The sequence below is a fragment of the Glutamicibacter sp. MNS18 genome, assembly GCF_026107515.2.
Classification (GTDB): Bacteria; Actinomycetota; Actinomycetes; order Actinomycetales; family Micrococcaceae; genus Glutamicibacter.
Genome location: NZ_JAPCHW010000003.1, coordinates 159,093 through 177,932, shown reverse-complemented (window position 1 = coordinate 177,932; position 18,840 = coordinate 159,093). Strand labels below are relative to the sequence as shown.

Here is an 18,840-nt window from a genome sequence, read left to right as displayed (position 1 = left end):
CTACTGCACCATTGATTCTATTCGAATATGTATTCGATTCACTAGTGACAGTAGTCAGAGCGGCCGACAGTTTGGGCGAGTAGCCTGAAGAGGAAGACCCGGAATGCAGTGAGACTTCCGGCTCGCGCCCATAGGAGTTACCCCGCCAAGGCCCTGGATGCAGCATGCTCCCCACGCCTGTGGGTAACCCCAAATCAGGGACAGATATGTGGCCCCTACCCAGCCCCGAAGACATCCAGCACGCCCGGCCCGCGGGCTATCACCGGGGATGAGCCCTGGCCGCGGCGCGGCTTGCCTTCCGGAGGCTCTCCGATGATGCCGCACAGGTGGGCGGTGGCGACCACGTTCATCGCCACGATATCGCGCATCAGCCCTTCGTCGATTTTTTCCGCCGTGTCGTTGCCGGTGTGGATCGCATGGTTGGAGGAATCCGCACCCTCGATGGTGAGCACTGCGGGCAGCCCGGCGTTGATGAAGGGTACGTGGTCGCTGGCGTAGGGGTTCAGTGAGGTTTCGACCTCCAGGTCGGTGTGCTGGTGGGCACAGTCGGCCAGCAGATTCATCACCGGTACCGAGACCTGCCCGCCTTCGAGCATGACCGAGGCCGGCCCGTCACCGTTCCTACTGCCGATCATGTCCATGTTGATCACCCCGGCAATCCGGTCCCGGTCTGCCGTTGGCAGTGCGGCCACCAGCTGGGTACTGCCATGCAGCCCCTGTTCCTCGCCACCAAACAGCACCAGACGCAGATCGTGCTTGTTGTCCTTCCCGGCCAGCAGCCGGGCGATCTCCAGCACCCCGGCACTGCCGCTGGCATTATCGTCGGCTCCCGGGGCGGGGGCGGCGCTGCCGTCGCGATGGTTAACCGAATCAAGGTGGGCGGTGACATACACCAGCTTCGCATCGGGGCCGCTGCCGGGTTTCTCGGCGACCACATTCGCGCTGCGCCCGGAACCGACGGTGATCAGCGGGGTGCTGACCCGGTACCCGGCGCTACGCAGTTTCCGGGCTGCCCAGGCCGCGGCCGTCTGGTATCCCGGGTGCACCGATAACCGGGTATAGAGGCTTGAGAGGTATTCCACGTCTGCGCGGAGCCGGGAGACATCCACCGTGGCGGCAAGCTCCTCGACCAGCTCGGGCAACCCGCCGCGCCGTGCCTTCGGGGGAAGTACCTTGCGTACCGCTCCCCCGGCCGGTAGCGGCACCGCCCCATAGCAGGCCGGATTAGCCGCGACGCGCTCGAGCACCTGCTCCTCGGTCGGGCCATCCAGATCCACTACCAGCTGCCGCCCGGCATCGAGCACCACCGGCACCTGCGGGAAGTCGGTGAGAAAACTCGTGCCGGCCTGCACCACAAGGTAGAGTCGCCCGGACACCTGCTGCCAGTGATCACTGCCCGCAGGTGCCGCGCAGAAGCCCGGATCCCCAGCGGTGCGTGGCATCCGGGTGGACTGCCCATCAAACCACCACAGGGTGTGTGTGCCCAGCACTGTGGATTGCGCCCCTTCGGGCGCGTCGGTGCGCACCAAGTCCAGTAACAGGTATCGACCGTTCATGATCGTGCAACCCTCAGTATCGTGTCGCTGGCCGTGAGGACCACCAAGCCCGAACTTTCCGGACCGGGCTCACCGGGTACCTGCGCCGTGTAGCGGTTCATGCCGGCGGGCTTCAGGACGGTGCCGGTGGGGTGTGGCCGGTCATCCGGTCCCGGGCCCATTTCCCGGATGCTCCCGTCATCCAGCACCTGCAACATCCGCCGGCGTCCGCGGGTGGGCGGCAGCACATGACTTTCAGGCCGGTAAACCTCTTGGTCCCCACGGTCCTCCTCGAAGGAGTGCACCCACAGCCCGGGTGCCGGTGCCGCTGTGCCCATGACCTGTCCCCCCTCGCTGTTCCAGGCGTATGCCCCATGGTAGTGGCCGCCGGAGTCCGGCCGCCACCGTAAGCCGGTCGGCTAGAAGTCGGTGATAACCCCGCCCAGGGTCTCGAACCCGGTGACCGAGGGTCCCCACGCGTGCCCGTCCCACCACTTGTGGAATAGTGCCCCGTTGGTGCCGGTGACAAACACGTCCAGACGGTCCGGTCCCCAGGCCACGGCCCGGGCCGGGGAGGTGCAGACCCCGCCCAGCCGCTCGAACCCGGTGACCGACGGACCCCAGGAGTTACCGTCCCACCACTTGTGGTATAGCGCGCTATCGGTGCCGATCACGAACACATCCAGCCGGTTCCCTGTCCAGCTGACCGCTTCGATGGAACCGACGCAGACCCCGCCCAGCCGCTCGAACCCGGTCACCGACGGACCCCAGGCGTTACCGTCCCACCACTTGTGGTACAGCGCGCTATCGGTGCCGATCACGAACACGTCCAACCGGTTCTCACCCCAGGACACCGCCCGGGCATCGCTGATGCAGACCCCGCCCAGCCGCTCATAGCCATCCAGCGAGGGACCCCAAGAGTGTCCATCCCACCATTTGTGGTACAGCGCCCGGTCGGTGCCAATGACAAACACATCCAACCGGTTCGACCCCCAGGACACCGCTTCGGGCTGGCCGAGGATGACCCCGCCCTGGCGTTCGTAGCCGGTGGTCGAGGGACCCCAGGAGTGTCCATCCCACCATTTGTGGTACAGGGCCCGGTCGGTGCCGATGACGAACACATCCAACCGGTTTGGCCCCCAGGACACCGCCTTGGGGTCCCCGACGATGATCCCGCCCAGGTTCTCGAATTCGGTGGGTGCCGGCCCCCAGGCGGAGCCGTCAAACCACTTGTGGTAGAGCGCGCTGTCGGTGCCGGTGACGAACACATCCAGCCTGTTCTCCTCCCAGCTGACCACCTGGGGCACCGAGGTGCAGATCCCGCCCTGGAAGTCGAAACTGGTCAGGCTCGGCTGCCACTCTGTGCCATCGAAGTACTTGTGGTGCAGGCCCCGGGTGGTGCCGGTGACGAACACGTCCAGCCGGTTCGCCTCCCAGCTGGCCACCGGCCCGGAGCCCTGGTGCCCGGTGGCGGATTCCTCGACCGTGCCAAAGCCGTTGCGTGGCCCGTCCAGGCAGGCGCGCATGCGGGCGACCTGTCCGGCGCTGAACATCACCATGGCCGCGTCATCGACGTAGTCCATGTAGTTCATGAACATGTCCCCGGGAGGTGTGCTGGTGCAGGACAGGTGGGGGTAGGTGGGCACCCCGTAGTTCGGTTCCTTGTGCTGCGGGGTGTCATCCACATTGTCGCTTCCGGTGCAGCCGATGACATCACCCCAGATGTGCCGCAGGTTCAGCCAGTGGCCGATTTCATGGGTGGTGGTCCGTCCGAGGTTAAACGGGGCGGCAGCGGTCCCGGTGGTGCCGAAGCCCGAGTGCAGGATGACCACCCCGTCGGTGGCGGCCGGCCCGCCGGGAAACTGGGCGTAGCCCAGCAGTCCGCCGGAGAGCTGGCAGACCCAGATGTTCAGGTAGCGGTTGGCCGGCCAGGCATCGTGCCCGCCCTGGGCGGTGAACTTCATCGCGTCGTTGGAGGAGAAAGCGGGCTGGCTGGTGTGGGTGCGGGTGATGCCGTCGGTGGGGTTGCCCTGCGGGTCCACGGTGGCCAACTGGAAGCGGATGCGCGCATCACCGGCCAGTGGAAGGAACGGGGCCGGGGTGTTGTCCGCGTCCGGGTTGGTGCGCCTGAAATCGCGGTTGAGCACCTCGAGCTGGCTATCGATCTGTTCACGGGAGACGTTTTGCGCCGCGGTGTTATGCACCACGTGCACCACCACCGGGATCAGCGTGATCCCGGCGCGCTCGGTGGCCATCTCGGTGAGCAGGAACGCCGCGGCGTGGCGTTCGATGAGGGTACGGGCCGCGGCGTATTCGGGGACCGTGGCCGCCAGCCGCGCGTCGACCTCGGTGGTGGCGCAGCGCCGACGCACCGGCGGCTGGAGCGTTTCGGCCTCGGATACTCCCGGGCCGGCCGGGGGCACCACGGCACGGGGCATGCCGCTGGCCGGGTCGACGTCGGTTTCCGGCTCGGGAATCGGCTCATCGGCCGGGCCGTGCTGCCCGGAAGCCGGCATCTGCCCCTCGTGCGCGTCGGGCATCTGGTAGCCGTCGGAGCCTGGGTGCGGGTCAGTGGGCATGGCGTCCTCCCGGGTTTCGCTGCTGGCGCTGGGCACAGGGTAGGCGCTGCGGTATTACCAAGGTGTTATCGCGCCGTTACCGGTTAACACCACAGCGGCCCGGAACCGACGTGATGTCGGTTCCGGGCCGCTGTGGTGAGCGTCGGAGGGAGGGTTAGTCCACGGGGTTGCCCAGCTCTTCCAACGGGGTGCGGAAGGTTTCCCGGGCCCAGATCGCACCGATCGCGGCGACGATCGAGGATCCGGCGACGATCCAGGCGGCCGGTCCGTAGTTGCCCGGATCGGCACCCACCAACGCGGTGGCCAGCATCGGGGTGAAGCCGGCGCACAGGATACCCACCTGCAACCCGATGGCCACTCCCGAGTAGCGCACCTTCACGTTGAACAGTTCGGAGAACCAGGCCGGGTAGATCGCGTTGGAGACGGCGTAGCTACCTGCGGTGATCGCGATGCTGGCCACGAAGATCAGGCCGATATTGGAGGTGGAAATCGCCCAGAAGTAGACCCAGATCAGCAGGCCCGAGGCCATCACCCCGCCTAGGAAGATGGGTCGGCGTCCGAAACGGTCCGAGAGCCAGGCACTGGCAGGCTGGGAGAAGATCGCGATCACGTTGCCCACGATGCTGACCACCAGCATGGTGGCCGCCGGGATCCCCACGCTGACCGCGTATGCCAGACCAAAGGCCTGCATCAGTGTATTGGTCACGCACTGGAAGGACATCAGCGAGATCTGGAAGAACTGTGCCGGGTGGGTGCGCAGCATCAGCAGGAACGGCATTTTCTCCTTCTGCTCGGAAGACTGGGCCTTGACCTCTTCCTGGAACACCTCGGGCTCCTCAAGCGAGCGGCGCACCAGCATGGCCACGACCATCACCACGATGGACAGCAGGAACGGGATACGCCAACCCCAGGAGAAGCGTGCCGCTTCATCCATGGCCGCCACCGGCATAAAGGCCAGCGAAGCCAGCACGATACCTGCCGAAATACCGCTCATGGCGAAGGAGGGGAAGAATCCGCGGCGACCGACCGGTGATTCCTCCATGGTCAGGGTCGAGGACCCTGCGGTTTCCGCACCGGCCGACAGGCCCTGCAGCAGGCGCATGACCACCAGCAGTGCCGGAGCCAGGTAACCGACCTGCTCAAAGGTCGGCAACAGTCCGATGATGAAGGTGGCCCCGCCCATCAGCATCAGGGTCAACACCAGGGTGTTCTTCCGCCCCATCCGGTCCCCCAGATGCCCGAAGACGATGGCGCCGAAGGGACGGGCCACATAGGCCACGCCGAACGTGGCGAAGGAGGCCATCAGGGTGACGGTGGGATTCCCTGCCGGGAAGAAGATATGCGAGAAGATCAGCGATGCCGCAGTGGCGTAGATGAAGAAGTCGTAGTACTCCAGCATCCCGCCGAGGAATGCGGCCAGCGCGGCCTTCTTGGCCCGCTTCGTGCGATGAACGCGCGTGGCTTCGCTTTCCACTGCACTGGCAGTGAGGTGTTGGATGTCGGTCGCCATGGGAACCCTCCGATGAATAAAGATTGATAGTGTGCGGTATGCGTACGCTGGTACGTAATCCGCACAATAAAAATGATAGCGGCTGTGAGCTGCAACACCAAGGCGGTCGAGTGGGTCACACTGGGGCGAAACGGCCAATAAACTACCACGTCCCGGTAACCAACAGGTCAACTATTGGTTACCGGGACGTAGCAATATGGAATTCGGATTCAGACCAATTCCGGGGGTGATTAGGATGTGGCTGATCTCAATGCGGGTTCCTGCTGGTCGGCAGCCAGTTGCCGGCCCAGGTGGCGGCCCACCGCGAAGGCACGGGTCACACCCGAGCCCAGCGTGGCACCACCGCCCGGGTAGGTGTTGCGGAAGACACTGGCCGAGACATTGCCTGCGGCGTAGAGCCCCGGCAGCGGCTGGTGCCTGAAATCCAGCACCTGCCCCTCGTGGTTGGTCAGCAGTCCCCCGCTGGTGCCCAGCATCCCGGCATGTAACGGCACCGCATAGTACGGGCCGGTGTCCAGCGCGGCCAGGCACGGGTTGGGCAGGTTCCCGGCGTCCCCCAGATGGCGGTCCTGCTCGGTGGACCCGCGACCGAATGCGGTATCCACCCCGGTCTTGGCATCGACGTTGAAGCGGGCCACCGTCTCGACCAGGGCCACCGGATCGATTCCGGCCTGCTGCGCCAAACCTGCCAGCGTTTGATCCTGCAGCATCCACCCGGCGGCTTCGCCCACGGTGGAGCCGGCCACCGGGTACCGGGACAGGTAGCCGGTGTCGAAGACCAGCCAGGCCGGGTTGTTCTGCGCCCGTCCGGTGTGCGGGTCGATATTGGCAAAGACCCTCGAGATGTCGTGGTAGTTCAGCGCCTCGTTCACAAAGCGCCGGCCGGCACTGTTCACGGTGATCGAGCCTGGCAGGGTCATCTCCACGTTGCCCATCCGCCCGGTGGGCCTGCCGTCGTATTCGGCCCCCGCGGCGGTGATCACCGGCACACCCCACAGGGCGGTCATGTCGGTGATGGCGGCCCCGGCACCCAGGGCCAATTCCAACCCGTCGCCCTCATTGGAGGGCGCACCGATCGGGGTGACATCCAAGGGCAGGAAGGCCCGGCGTAACCGCTCGTTGAATTCGAAACCGCCGGAGGCCAAGACCACGGCCCGGGCCGAGATCCGGATCCGCTCGCCGACCACCAGCTCCCAGCCGGTCGCACCGCGTTCCAGTGCGCGTAGCGGGCAGTTCACCGCCAGTACGACCCCCAGGTCCAGGGCACTGGCCGCCAGCGAACCGGCCAATGCCCCACCCATGGTGCGCACCCCGGTGGCGGCACGCTCGGCCAGCAGCTGCGGATCCGGGGCGCGGCCATTGAGGTTGTCACGCTCGATCATGGACAGCAGCGGGAAGTAGGTGGCCGGGCGCAACAGCTCGACCAGTCCCGGGTAGTCCGCTGCCTCGAAGGGCGCATTGTCCAGGCTGCGGCCGCCGTGGGCGGCACCGGGCCATTCCATGTGGTAGTCCGGGCGCCCCAGCGCCACCAGCTGCACACGGGTGTGCCCATCCAGGAAGCGGACCGCTTCACTGGCGGTGCGCACGTACCAGACGATATCCCCGGCGCCGACCGCATGCCCGGCCGCGGCCTGCAGGTAGCGCTCGCCGGCCTGCGCGGAGTCGGCAAAACCGGCGGCCTTGCCCAGGTGGTTGTCCGGAGCCCAGATGACCCCGCCCCCGGCGGCGGTGGTGCCGCCGAGCAGCGCGGCCTTTTCGATGACCGCGACCTTCAGCCCGTCGTGGGCGGCACGGACGGCGGCGGTCAGTCCGGCCGCGCCGGAACCGACGACCACCACGTCATAGGAGCAGTCAAGTTCTGCCGGGTTGCTGCGCACCAGCGGTTGGGGAGTACTCAAGGAAAAACACCTTTGTTTCTGGGCGCCGCGCGCCGGGTTAGTCCGCCACGACGCTGGCGGGCATGTCGATGAGGATCTTGCCGACCTGGGCGGTGCGGTCGGCCATGGTTTCAAAGGCCTGGGGCAACTGGTTGAGCCCGAAGCTGTGGGTTATTAACCGGTAGGCCAACTCGTGGTGGCGATTGAGTACGTCCAGGGCCTCGGGGATCAGGTTCAATGAATTACGGCTGCCGCGGATGTCCAGCTCCTTGAACGGGATATCGCGCATGGACAGGCTGGCGGTGGCCACCGAGATCCCCACCTGCACGATGCGGGCGGTCGGGGCGGCCAGCCGGACGGCGTTCTCGAAACTGGCTGCGGCGCCGGTGGCCTCGATGACGAGGCTCGGCCCGGACATCTGGCAGGATTCCTCGAGCAATGCCTGCCCCCGGCGATCCGGGAACGGGTTCGTCCCGGCCTGCAGGGTGGCGACCGCTCCGAAGGCGCGGGCCAGCTCCAGACGGGATTCATCCAGATCGGCGGCCAGCACCCTGACCCCGCGTTCGACCAGGAACAGGATGGACAGCAGGCCGATGGGTCCGCAGCCGAGCACCAGTGCGGTTTCTCCGGCGACCGGGGTACCCCGGTTGACCGCCTGCATGGCGATCGATCCCGGTTCGCCCAGGGCCGCCAGGCGCAGCGGCATTCCCTCCGGCAACGGGACGAGTTTGTCCACCGGCAGGCTGATGATCTCGGTCAGCGCCCCGTCCTCGTAGCAGCCGAGGCAGGAGATCGATTCGCACACGTTGTAGCGCCCCGCCCGGCAGGGGCCGCAGTCGCCGCAATAGACCATCGGGCTGACCGCGACGGCGGTACCCACCCGCAGGGCGCTGCCGGCTTCGGGGTCGATCGCCTCAATGGTGCCCACGAATTCGTGGCCCTGCACCAGCGGCAGGTCGGTGGGATAGTCGTCATCCCAGATATGCAGGTCGGTGCCGCACAAGGCGACATGGTGGACCTTGACCAGGGCGTGGCCCGGACTCTGCTCCGGGGCCGGCGAGTCACGGAATTCGATGGTGCGGCGTGAGACGGTATGGGCGCTGAGCATGGTTCTCCTCCAGGGTGCTTTCGGCGCGGGCCTAGAGCTTGTCCTTGCCGAAGAAGACATCCCAGCGGCGGATGTCACGTTGGCTGATCAGCCCGGCCTTCGCGAACGGGTCCTGGTCCATCATTTCCAGGGCCGCGGCTTCGCTGTCGGCGGCGACCACCAGCAGGGCGCCGGCTCCCGAATCGACCGGCCCGCTGATCAGCAGCTCCCCGGCCTCGAAACGCTCCTGGAGGAACTCGACGTGGACCGGGCGGACCTCGTCGCGTCCGGCGGCGGTGGTCTCGCAGTAGGTGTAGGTGATGGCATAGGTATTCATGGTCTTGTTCCCTCTGGCTTCTGTATTCGCGGCTTCTGCTGGGTATTGCGGGATGGTGCCGGGTCAGCGCCCGGCCGTGCTGCTGGAAACGGGCTCGTCCTCGTAGCCGGTGGCACCGGCCAGGTCGCGGGCCGCGACGTAGCCGAAGGTCAACGCCGGTCCGAGGTTGATGCCGCCGGCCGGGTAGTGCCCGCCCATGACGTTGGCCTGGTCGTTACCCACCGCGTAGAGTCCCTTGATTGCCCGTCCGTCCTCGTTCAGCACCCGGGACTTGGCGTCCACGTCGATACCGGCGAAGGTGCCGAAGGAGCCGGGAACCACCTTGACCGCGTAGAACGGGCCCTTGTCCAGGGGGGCCAGCGACGGGTTCGGACCCACGGCCGCGTCCCCGCCGTAGCGGTTGAAGGGGGTTTCACCGCGGCCGAAGTGCGGATCGACACCCCGGCGGGCGTTGGCGTTGAATTCGGCGACGGTCGCTTCCAGGTTGGCCGGTTCGATACCGCACTTTTCCGCCAGCTCGGCCAGGGTCCGGCCCTTGACCAGGTAGCCGTTGCGCAGGTACGGGGTCAACGGCACCGGAAGCGGCTTGGCCATACCCAGCGGGTAGCGGCGCACGAAACGGGAGTCGGCGATCTGCCAGGAGGTGACTTCCGCCCCTTCGTCGGTGGCCTTGATCATCGCATCCACGTAGTCGTAGTAGCCGTTGGCCTCGTTCACGAACCGCTTGCCGTTGGCCAGCACACCGATGCTGCCGGGCTTGGCCCGGTCCATGATGTGCGGGAAGGTGCCGGTTGCGCCATTCGGGTAGCGGATCAGCGAGACCGGGCACCAGGCGGCCGGGGAGGCGCCCGCGGTGTTGAACCTGGCACCCACGGCCTGGGCCATGTCCAGTCCCGAGCCGTTGCACTCGGCCGGCGCCAGGGACCAGTGTTCGGCACCGGTAGGGGTCTTGGGGAACAGCTCGGCACGGCGTTGGACGTTCTGCGGGAAACCGCCGGTGGCCAGCACCACTCCGCGGCGCACATTGACGGGGTACCGGCCCTGCGGACCACGCAGCCTCACCCCGGTGACCTTGCCTTCGGCATCGGTAAGCAGTTCCTCCGCCCCGGTATTCACCCGGATTTCCACGCCCAGCTCGTCCGCGGACTTCATGAGCCGGGCGGTCAATGCGGTGCCGTTGACCAGCTGCATGTTGCGCCGGTGGATGGCCAGGTCGAAGACATGCGGGATCACCCGTTTGGCCGCATGCAGGATACCGGTGACCGATCCCTTGGAAGCGGAGAGGAACTTGCCCAGGTCCTCGCCGGCCATGATGCCCATCCCCAGGAAGCTGGTCGCGTAGAGCTGGTGGCGCATCTTGGCGCGCACCTCGGGGCGCACCTGCCGTGCGTTCAGGGGCTTGGGGCCCACCGATCGGTGCCCGGTGCCCGCCCCCGGGGTGTTGCCGTAGATGTCGTTGATCTTGGCGCCGGGGACAAAGTGCAGGGAGGTGTGGTTCTGGAAGAAGCCGACCATATGCGGTACCGCTTCCAGGAAGGCCTCCACCCGGTCCTCGTTGTAGTCCTCACCGAGGCGTTCGCGAAGGTAGGTGCGGAACAGTTCACGGTCCTCGTTGACCCCGTCGGCCTTGGCCAGCGGGTTGCCCGGGGTCCAGGCCCAGCCACCGGACCAGGAGGTCGCCCCACCGCAGGTCTCGGCCTTTTCCACGACCAGCACCTTCAGCCCATGATGGGCCGCGGTGACAGCGGCGGACAGCCCGCCGGCGCCGGAGCCGACAACCAGGACATCGACGTCGGATTCAGTGGAATGGGGGTTGTTCATCGTATGACTTCCGTTTCTCAAGAAAAATGTGCCCGGCAGCTGGTGGCCGCGTGGCTAGTGGCCGTATTCGTCGGAGTCCAGCCGTGGGCCGGCCCCGGTGTCCAGGGCGTTGATCGCACTGATTTCATCCTCGCTGAGCGTGAAGTCGAAGATCTCCAGGTTTTCACGCTGCCGGGTGTCGCTGGCCGACTTCGGCACCGCGATCCGTCCGGAATCAACATGCCAGCGCAGCACCACCTGTGCCGGGCTCTTGCCGTAGCGCGCAGCGGCGGCGGTGATCGCCGGGTGCTCCAGGAAATCCCCGGCCCGCCCCAACGGACTGTAGGCCGCGGTCACCAGGCCCAGTGTGCGGTGGTGTTCCAGCTGCGCCCTCTGCAGGTGCTCGGGGTCCACCTGCACCTGGTTCACGCTCGGCCGAAGACCTGCGGCGTAGACCGCGTCCAGGTGGGCCGGCTTGAAATTGGACACGCCCCAGGCACGCAACGCACCGTCGGCGACCAGTTCGGCCAGCCCCTGGCAGGTGTCCACGTACCGGCCGTGTTCCGGATTCGGCCAGTGGATCAGGAACAGGTCCAGGTAGTCCAGGCCCATGCGTTCCAGGGCCCCTGCATAGGCGTCCTTGACCTTGGTCCGCGAGTGCCCTTCCAGGCTCAGCTTGCTGGTGACCCACAACTGGTCACGGCGGATGCCGGAGCGTGCGATCCCGTCCCCCACCGCGGCCTCGTTGGCGTAGCTGTGGGCGGTGTCCACATGGCGGTAGCCATTGGCGATACCGCGGGCCACCGCATCGGTGGCGTCCTCGCCGGTCAGCGGCCAGGTGCCCAACCCGATCGCCGGAATCGAGATGCCCTCGCCGAGCTGGATACGCTGCTGGCTGTAGGTATGGTGCTGTGTCATGGTTTCCTTTCCCCTTCCCTAGTGTTCCGCGGCCGCGGCGGTGCTCTGGCGCAGTGCCCGGGACTCGGCCAGTACGGCGCGGGCTCCGGCCATCAGCTCCCGGGCCCAAGCCACGTCCCCGATCCTGGCCACCGTCGAATCCGAAGGGGCTTCCACGCTCAGCGCCAACCCCTCGGGAAGTGCGGCGACCATCCGCGCCAGGGCGAACCCGCCCTGGCCGGGGACCATGCGTTCGCTGCGGGACTCGGCGACCAGGCCCTCCCTGTCGACCGGGGCGATGACCGGCCCGTCGCACAACTGCAGCAGCGGGATCAGCCCGGCATGCTCGGACAGCTGCCCGGTATCTGTACCCACCCGGGATAGGTGCAGGGTGTCCCCCACGATCGCGCAGCCGGTACGTCGGGCCAGCTCCGCGGCCTGCGGCAACGAGTTGACCGCCTGGTAGGAGATCACCTCCAGGGTCGGGGTGATGCCGTAGGCCTTGCCGTCCCGGGTCATGACCGAGAGGATATCGGCCAACTGGTTTTCATCAGCCAGCGAGGCGGCCACGGTCAGGGTGCTGGCCCCCAGCGCCTGTCCGGCCTCCATCATCCGCAGCCAGGCGTCACGTTGGTCGGACCCGTCGATCAGCAGGAACTCGATATCACGCACTCCCACCCCGGTTTCCGCCACGGCCTGCAGGGTTTGCTTCAGCAGCGGCGAACCGGGCTGCAGATCGTAGGCCCGTTCGGTGGCGGTGACCGGACGGACCCGGGCGCCAATGAAATCGAACCCGGCCTGGGCGGCGATCCGGATCAGTTGCGGGGCGGCGGTGTTCACCAGCGAGAGCTGGGCCAGTCCGATGGCGGGAGAGGAAACGGTCATGATGGCCTTTCAGGGATGGAACGGGGGGGTACTCACGGACAGGGGTGGCTAGGCGACCGGCTGACCGTGGTCCAGCCGGGCGATCACTTCATCGGTGGCTACGGGCACATCGGCCGGGAACGGCTCAAAGCGCACCGGCTGGCCGCTACGGGCCGAGGCGTACACCGCCAGCAGGATCCGCAGGGCGTTGGTGGCATCCGAGCCGGTTACCGCCACCGGCTCGCTTCCGCGCACCGCCTGGACGAACTGGGCGATCTGCGCCTTGTGGTGCGGGATCAACGCCCCGTTGATGGTGGACAACTCCACATTCGGGGCCACCCCCGCCGGATGCACCGGGTTGGTCTCCACGGTATCGCCGCTGGCCTGCAGGGTCAGCCGCCCGTCACTGCCCTCGGGGAACTCACTCAGTTCGGCGGTGGCGCCGGTGCGCCCGGTGATCCGGATCTGCACCCCGAGCGCCGGGTTGGCCGCGGTGGAGGCGTTCAGGGTGGCCATGGCCCCGCTGGTGAACTTCAGCAGTGCGCTCGCCGAGTCCTCGACCTCGATATCCGCCCCGTGTTTGAAGGTGTTGATCACCCCGTAGACTTCGGCCACCGGGCCCATGTACCACTGCAGCAGGTCGATGTAGTGGATGGCCTGGGTCATCAGCACCCCGCCGCCGTCGGTGGACCAGGTGCCGCGCCAGGCATCCGCCGAGTAGTATTCCGGGGCGCGGTGCAGCAACACCGAGGCCTGGCCGAGCACCGGGGTGCCCAGGGTGCCGTCATCGATCAGTGCGCGCAGGGCGCGCGCCGCCGGCCAGAAGCGGCGCTGGAACAGCACCGAGAACTTGACACCCGCCGCATCGCAGGCCTCCACCATGCGCTGGGCACTGGCCACGTCCACGGCGATCGGCTTCTCGCACAAGACATTCACCCCGGCCGCTGCGGCCTGGATAACCACCGCCTCGTGGGTCGGATGCGGGGTGCAGACCGAGACGATATCCAGCTCCAGGGCCAGCAGCCGGTCAACGGAGTCCACGGCGTGGGCGATATCCCAGGCGCCGGCGGTGTCCTGTGCGCGGGCCAGATCCACATCGCAGACGGCCACGACGTGCGCCCCGGCGATGGCGTTGAACGCCTCGATGTGGTTGCGGCTGATGTTGCCGCAGCCGACGATACCGACGCGTAGCACACGGGTGGATTCGTTCATGGTCAGGCCCTCCGGGGAACTCGTGGGATGCAGATGATGCGGAAGAATCCTCCGCCTCGCTTTCCTCCACTGTATGAACTGGAACACAGCCACGGTAACTCTTGCCCATTCAATGGCAAGCATGATTCATGAACGCGTTTTGACCAGTCATTTAGCGGTTAACGCACCGACTGCCGGTGATCATCGATACCGATCACCGGCAGTTTGCCCAACCTACGGCCGCCTAGCCGCGGTCGCTGGTCGCAGCCTTGCTCCAGCCGCCCTTGCCCAGCTGGTCCATCGGGGTGAAGGCCGTCTCCTTGGCTCCCATCACCGCGATCGCCGAAACCACGGCGCAGCTGACGGCGAAGACCGCCACCGGAACCCAGCCGAAGGTCCCCTCGCCCAGCAGCAAGGTCGCCACGGTGGGCGCGAAGCCGGTGAGGATCAAGCCGAACTGGTTGCCGATCGCCATACCCGAATAGCGGACCGGGGCGGCGAACATCTCCGGGAAGAACACCGTCCAGACACCGTTCCAGGCCGAATAGAACACGGACATGTTCAGGAACCCGAAGAGGAACACCAGCAGGATGTTCTGTTCGCTGATGGCCCAGAAATAGCCGACAATGGTCACCGAACAGCCGAACATGCCCGTGAGCAACACCGGTTTGCGACCGAAGCGGTCCGAGAGCGCACCGGCCAACGGGATGGTGAACATCGACAGGCCGATGGTCGTGGCATTGATGACCAGCATGGTGGTCCGCTCGATTCCCACCGCGTCGCTGGTGGCATAGGCCAGGGCGAAGACCGTGAAAATGGTCTGCATGACCGAGTACACGGTGATGAACACGATCCGCAGCACATCGCGCCACTGGGTGCTGAGCACGATGGCCGCCGGGGTGCGGCGCTTGGTCCGGGGTTGCTCCTGGACAACCTCCTGTTCGAAGACCGGGGTCTCGTCCAGGTGAGTACGTACCCAGTAGGCGATGAGCAGCACCACGACCGATAGCCAGAACGGCACGCGCCATCCCCAGCTCATCAGCGCTTCCTCGGGTAGTGCCGCGATCGGGATGAACACGATCGTGGAGAGCACCATGCCCGAGGCGTATCCGGTCATCACGAAGGAGGTGAAGAACCCGCGCTTGCCTTCCGGGGAGTGCTCCACCGTCAGGGTCGAGGCCCCGGCGGCTTCGGCACCTGCCGAGAATCCCTGGGCCAGCCGCCCCAACACCAGCAGTGCGGTGGCCCACCAGCCCAGCTGCTCGTAGGTGGGCAGCAGTCCGATTCCCAGCGAGGCCACACCCATGATGACCAGGGTGATCATCAGCGCCTTCTTGCGGCCCACGCGGTCACCGACATGGCTCATCACAATGCCGCCCAACGGGCGGGCCAGGTAGCCCACCCCGAAGGTGGCCATGGAACCGATCAGTGCCACCAACGGGTCGGCATCCGGGAAGAACAGCTTGTTGAAGACCAAGGCCGCGGCGGTGCCGTAGATGAAGAAGTCGTAGTATTCGAGGGTCGAGCCCAGGAACGAGGCCAGCGCGGCCTTGCGCGGTGAGCGTTGCGGCCCGTCGGCCGGAACCTCGGCAGTGCCGGCACCCGGATGGACAGGGGTGGGGTCATGGAGCTGGTTGGACATGGTTCTCCTGCAGAGAAGTGGATATGGAGTGCGAAGACGGATGACGTCGGATCAGCGGTAGGTCGATGGCCGACCAGGGGTATGAGTTCCCAAGGCTGCGACTGTGATCGCCGTTACATCCGGTCAGGTTCCAACTGTAGGAAGCCGGGTCACAGGCCAGGTGAAGATTCCCGTCCAACGGGAAAGTGCGTTCGAATCGTGATATGCCGGGCCCGGCGGACACTTCAAGAGACACAATCAAGAGGGCGATAAGTCCCCCTGATGCTTGCACCCAGTGGACATATCCCTGGTGCCGGGCACAACGCGGGGTCGCGCAGCTAGCGGACTTGCCCCAGCCAGCTGCGGGCGCCGTAGGGCCGCCGTTCGGAACCCATCGAGCGCGAGAGCGAGCGTCCGGCCGCCACGAGTACCGGGATGACCAGTTGTGCATTGTCCTCGCTGAGCGGGCTGACCACGGTAATGGCCCCGAGGACCTCGGAACCGCGTCCCACGACCGGCACCGAGTAGGCCACGTTCTCCTTGACCAGCACCCCGGCCAGGCGAACGAAGCCGCGATCACGGTACTGCGCCAGCTGGGCACGCAACCGGGCCGATTGAATCTCGGTGCCCGGCGCGGTGTCGGACAAGGGGCCATCGAGGAACTGCTCGCGCACCCGGTGCGGGGCGAAGGCCAGCATTGCCAGGCCCGCGGAAGTGGTGTGCATGTCCAGCCGGCCGGCCACCTCGGCCAGGTTGACCGCCGAACCGTGTTTGTCCAGTCGCTCCAGATACAGAACGGTGAAATCCTCATAGCTGGGCACCGAGAGTGAAACGTGCTGGCGGACCGCTTCCTGGATACCTTCCAGGACCGGCAGTCCGCGCTGCCTGAACTCCTCCAAAGGGTTGGATCGGGCGGCCAGTTCCCACATCCGCACCCCGATACCGAAGCGTCCCTCCTCGTCGCGGTCCAGGAAACCGGCATCCCACAGCTCGGTGGCCAGCCGGTGGGTGGTACTGGTGGGAAGTTGGGTGTGGCGGGCCAGCTCGCTCATGCTCAGTTTGGGGTTGCTACGCTCGAAGGCGCTGAGCAGCTTGATGATCCGGTCAACCACCGATTCCCCGGAGCGCGAGTTGGCCACGAGTCTTTCCTTCCACGATTCCCTTGCACCCATCAGGGGCAAAGTGCTGCCAGTATCCCATAATCGCCGCAGGGCGGTGTCATCACGACACCGCCCACCGGGAGGGGTGATTACTTGCGGGTTTCCCTGCTGCCAACTGGTGCGCCGAGCACCAGCGACAGCTCGTTGCGCAGCCGTTCCCGATTGGGCTCATCCCCGGTCAGCAGCGCAAAGGTGTCCGCGGCCTGTTCGATGAACATTCCCGTTCCCTGTACCGTGCGGCACCCCCGGGCCGCTGCGGCCCGCAACAGCTCGGTGTCCACCGGGCGGTAGATCACATCCGCCACCCAATGGTGGGACCGGAGCAGGGTCGGGTCCAACGGAATGCCGGGAATCTGCTCCATTCCCACCGGGGTGGCGTTGACCACGGCGTTCGCCTGCGGAACCCAGTCCGTCGCGCGCTCGGGGGTGCCGGTGTCGACCTGCACCCCTGCGGTTGCCCGTGAGCGTAACAGGCTGGCCAGGGAATCGAGCCTGCCCGCGTCGGTGTCAATGATGCGCAGGGCCTGCACCCCGAATTCGAGCAGTGCATGCGCCACGGCGCTACCGGCTCCCCCGGCCCCGAACAGCGCCACCTCGTGGCGTTCGGCATCGGCGGGCAGGTTGCGCTGCAGTGCGGCCAGGAATCCGCTCTGGTCGGTGTTGTGTCCGATCAGTTTCCCGGCCTCGCACACCACCACGTTGACCGCACCCAGGGCCTCGGCCTGGGGTGAGAGCCCGTCCAGGAACCGGATGATCGACTGCTTGTACGGGTGGGTGATGTTGAATCCGGTATATCCCGAGGTGAGTAGCCCTCCCATGATCTGCCCCAACCGGCCATGGGCATCGGCCTCGGCGGCCAGGTCCACCGCCTGGTAGTCGAAACCGGCCAGGCCCAGGGCCGCGGCCTCGGCGCGGTGGATCCGCGGGGAGAGCGAGGTGGCGATGTCGTCCCCCAGCAGGGCAATGCGTATCGGCGTGGCTCCCGGGGTCATTTGCCGACTCCCAGCGCCTTGCGCTGCGCCTTGGTCAGGCCCAGCTGGGCGGTGGGGATCTTGTAGGTTTCCGGGCCGGTGGCGAAGGCGATGGCCGAGAGCAGCGCGAATCCGGCGCACATGAGGGCGACAGGCATCCAGTTGGAGCTGTCCCCCGCGGTCATCACGGTGCCGATGGCCGGGGTGAATCCGGAGACCAGCAGGCCGAGCATCAGGCCGATCGCCATGCCGGAGTACCGGACCTTGGCCGGGAACTGCTCGGGGAAGGAGGCCATGTAGGAGCCGTTGGGGGCCGCATAGAAGACCCCCATCAGGATGATCGAGGAGATGAAGATGATCATCACGTTACCGGTGCCGATGGCGTTGAAGAAGACGAACACCATGCCACCGGCCCCCAAGGCGCCGCCGATGAACACCGGCTTGCGTCCGATCCTGTCGGCCAGCAAGCCGTACAGCGGCTGGGTGAGCACCGCGGTGAAATTGGCCGCGGCGATGGCCGCGAGCATGGTGGTGCGTTCGATCCCGTTGTGCTCCACGGCGTAGGCCAGGGCGAACACGTTCACGATGGTGTTGATCATGGCGAAGGTCGAGGAGAACATCACACGCAGCACCGAGGCCCAGTGGTTGCGGAACAGTTCCACCAGCGGGACCTTCACGACTTCCTCGTGCTCCTTGGCCTCTTCGAAGACCTCGGGCTCCTCCAGGTGCCGGCGGATCCAGAAGGCGAAGAAGGTCAGCAGGATGCTGGCCAGGAACGGCAGGCGCCAGCCCCAGCTCATCAGCTGCTCATCGGGCAGCGAGGCGACCGGGATGAAGACCAGGGTGGCCAGCACGATGCCGAACATGATCCCGCTCATGGTGAAGCTGGCGAAGAAGGAACGGCGACGCTCCGGGGCGTGCTCCATGGACAGCGAGGCGGCCCCCGGGGATTCACCGCCGGCGGACAGGCCCTGCAGCAGGCGCAGCAGCACCAGCAGTGCCGGGGCGAACAATCCGATCTGCTCGTAGGTGGGCAGGCAGCCGATCAGGAAGGTGGCGATGCCCATGAGCAGCAGACAGGCCATCAGGGTATTGCGCCGGCCGAACTTGTCGCCCAGGTGGCCCCAGAGCACCGCACCCAGTGGGCGGGCCACGTAGGCCACACCGAGGGTGGAGATCGAGAGCAGCACCGAGTTCGCCCCGTCGCCGGGGAAGAAGACGTGGGAGAAGACCAAGGCCGCGGCGGAGCCGTAGATGAAGAAGTCGAAGTACTCCAGGGTCGAGCCCAGGAAGCCGGAGAGCGCGGCGCGACGAGCCTGCGGGGTCCCCTTGGTCAGCGAGCGCTGAGGGACGGAAATGTTTGAGTTCATGGAAGAGTCCTTTCATCTTCGAAGAGGAACTGAATCCAGTG

At 66.5% G+C, this 18,840-nt stretch carries 15 protein-coding genes; all 15 read right to left on the bottom strand.

Features of this window, described 5'->3' with window-relative positions:
• Nucleotides 1–215: 215 nt before the first annotated feature.
• Nucleotides 216–1,556, bottom strand: coding sequence for a M28 family metallopeptidase (locus OK351_RS04380; protein WP_265156157.1), 1,341 nt, complete (start codon nucleotides 1,554–1,556; stop codon nucleotides 216–218).
• The gene (locus OK351_RS04375) at nucleotides 1,553–1,873 is read right to left on the bottom strand and encodes a hypothetical protein (RefSeq protein WP_265156155.1); all 321 of its coding nucleotides are present in this window, start codon (nucleotides 1,871–1,873) and stop codon (nucleotides 1,553–1,555) included. Before OK351_RS04375 ends, OK351_RS04380 begins: the two co-directional genes overlap by 4 nt.
• A gap of 81 nt (nucleotides 1,874–1,954) precedes the next feature.
• Complete coding sequence (locus OK351_RS04370) at nucleotides 1,955–4,114, bottom strand: zinc metalloprotease (RefSeq protein ID WP_265156153.1); 2,160 nt, start codon at nucleotides 4,112–4,114, stop codon at nucleotides 1,955–1,957.
• 154 nt (nucleotides 4,115–4,268) lie between these two features.
• On the bottom strand, nucleotides 4,269–5,624 hold the full coding sequence (locus OK351_RS04365; protein ID WP_265156151.1) for an MFS transporter: 1,356 nt from the start codon (nucleotides 5,622–5,624) through the stop codon (nucleotides 4,269–4,271).
• Between the two features lie 230 nt (nucleotides 5,625–5,854).
• Nucleotides 5,855–7,522, bottom strand: a complete 1,668-nt coding sequence (locus OK351_RS04360; protein ID WP_306349466.1) for an FAD-dependent oxidoreductase — start codon at nucleotides 7,520–7,522, stop codon at nucleotides 5,855–5,857.
• A gap of 37 nt (nucleotides 7,523–7,559) precedes the next feature.
• Entirely contained in the window at nucleotides 7,560–8,609 is a 1,050-nt protein-coding gene (locus OK351_RS04355) for an alcohol dehydrogenase catalytic domain-containing protein (protein WP_265156148.1), read from the bottom strand.
• A gap of 31 nt (nucleotides 8,610–8,640) precedes the next feature.
• Nucleotides 8,641–8,925 (bottom strand): YciI family protein, encoded by a 285-nt coding sequence (locus OK351_RS04350; protein WP_265156145.1) that lies wholly within the window; start codon nucleotides 8,923–8,925, stop codon nucleotides 8,641–8,643.
• A 63-nt stretch (nucleotides 8,926–8,988) separates the two neighbouring features.
• Nucleotides 8,989–10,746: an FAD-dependent oxidoreductase gene (locus OK351_RS04345; RefSeq protein ID WP_265156143.1), complete on the bottom strand. Its 1,758-nt coding sequence runs from the start codon at nucleotides 10,744–10,746 to the stop codon at nucleotides 8,989–8,991.
• A 54-nt stretch (nucleotides 10,747–10,800) separates the two neighbouring features.
• A complete protein-coding gene (locus OK351_RS04340; protein WP_265156141.1) occupies nucleotides 10,801–11,643 on the bottom strand; it encodes an aldo/keto reductase in 843 nt (280 codons plus the stop codon).
• A gap of 18 nt (nucleotides 11,644–11,661) precedes the next feature.
• Nucleotides 11,662–12,507: a sugar phosphate isomerase/epimerase family protein gene (locus tag OK351_RS04335; RefSeq protein WP_265156139.1), complete on the bottom strand. Its 846-nt coding sequence runs from the start codon at nucleotides 12,505–12,507 to the stop codon at nucleotides 11,662–11,664.
• A gap of 48 nt (nucleotides 12,508–12,555) precedes the next feature.
• A complete protein-coding gene (locus tag OK351_RS04330; RefSeq protein WP_265156137.1) occupies nucleotides 12,556–13,698 on the bottom strand; it encodes a Gfo/Idh/MocA family protein in 1,143 nt (380 codons plus the stop codon).
• Nucleotides 13,699–13,921: 223 nt separating this feature from the next.
• On the bottom strand, nucleotides 13,922–15,319 hold the full coding sequence (locus OK351_RS04325) for an MFS transporter (protein WP_265156135.1): 1,398 nt from the start codon (nucleotides 15,317–15,319) through the stop codon (nucleotides 13,922–13,924).
• Between the two features lie 317 nt (nucleotides 15,320–15,636).
• On the bottom strand, nucleotides 15,637–16,437 hold the full coding sequence (locus OK351_RS04320) for an IclR family transcriptional regulator (RefSeq protein WP_265156133.1): 801 nt from the start codon (nucleotides 16,435–16,437) through the stop codon (nucleotides 15,637–15,639).
• 110 nt (nucleotides 16,438–16,547) lie between these two features.
• Nucleotides 16,548–17,450: a shikimate dehydrogenase gene (locus OK351_RS04315; RefSeq protein WP_265156131.1), complete on the bottom strand. Its 903-nt coding sequence runs from the start codon at nucleotides 17,448–17,450 to the stop codon at nucleotides 16,548–16,550.
• Entirely contained in the window at nucleotides 17,447–18,799 is a 1,353-nt protein-coding gene (locus tag OK351_RS04310) for an MFS transporter (protein ID WP_265156129.1), read from the bottom strand. Before OK351_RS04310 ends, OK351_RS04315 begins: the two co-directional genes overlap by 4 nt.
• Between the last annotated feature and the right edge of the window lie 41 nt (nucleotides 18,800–18,840).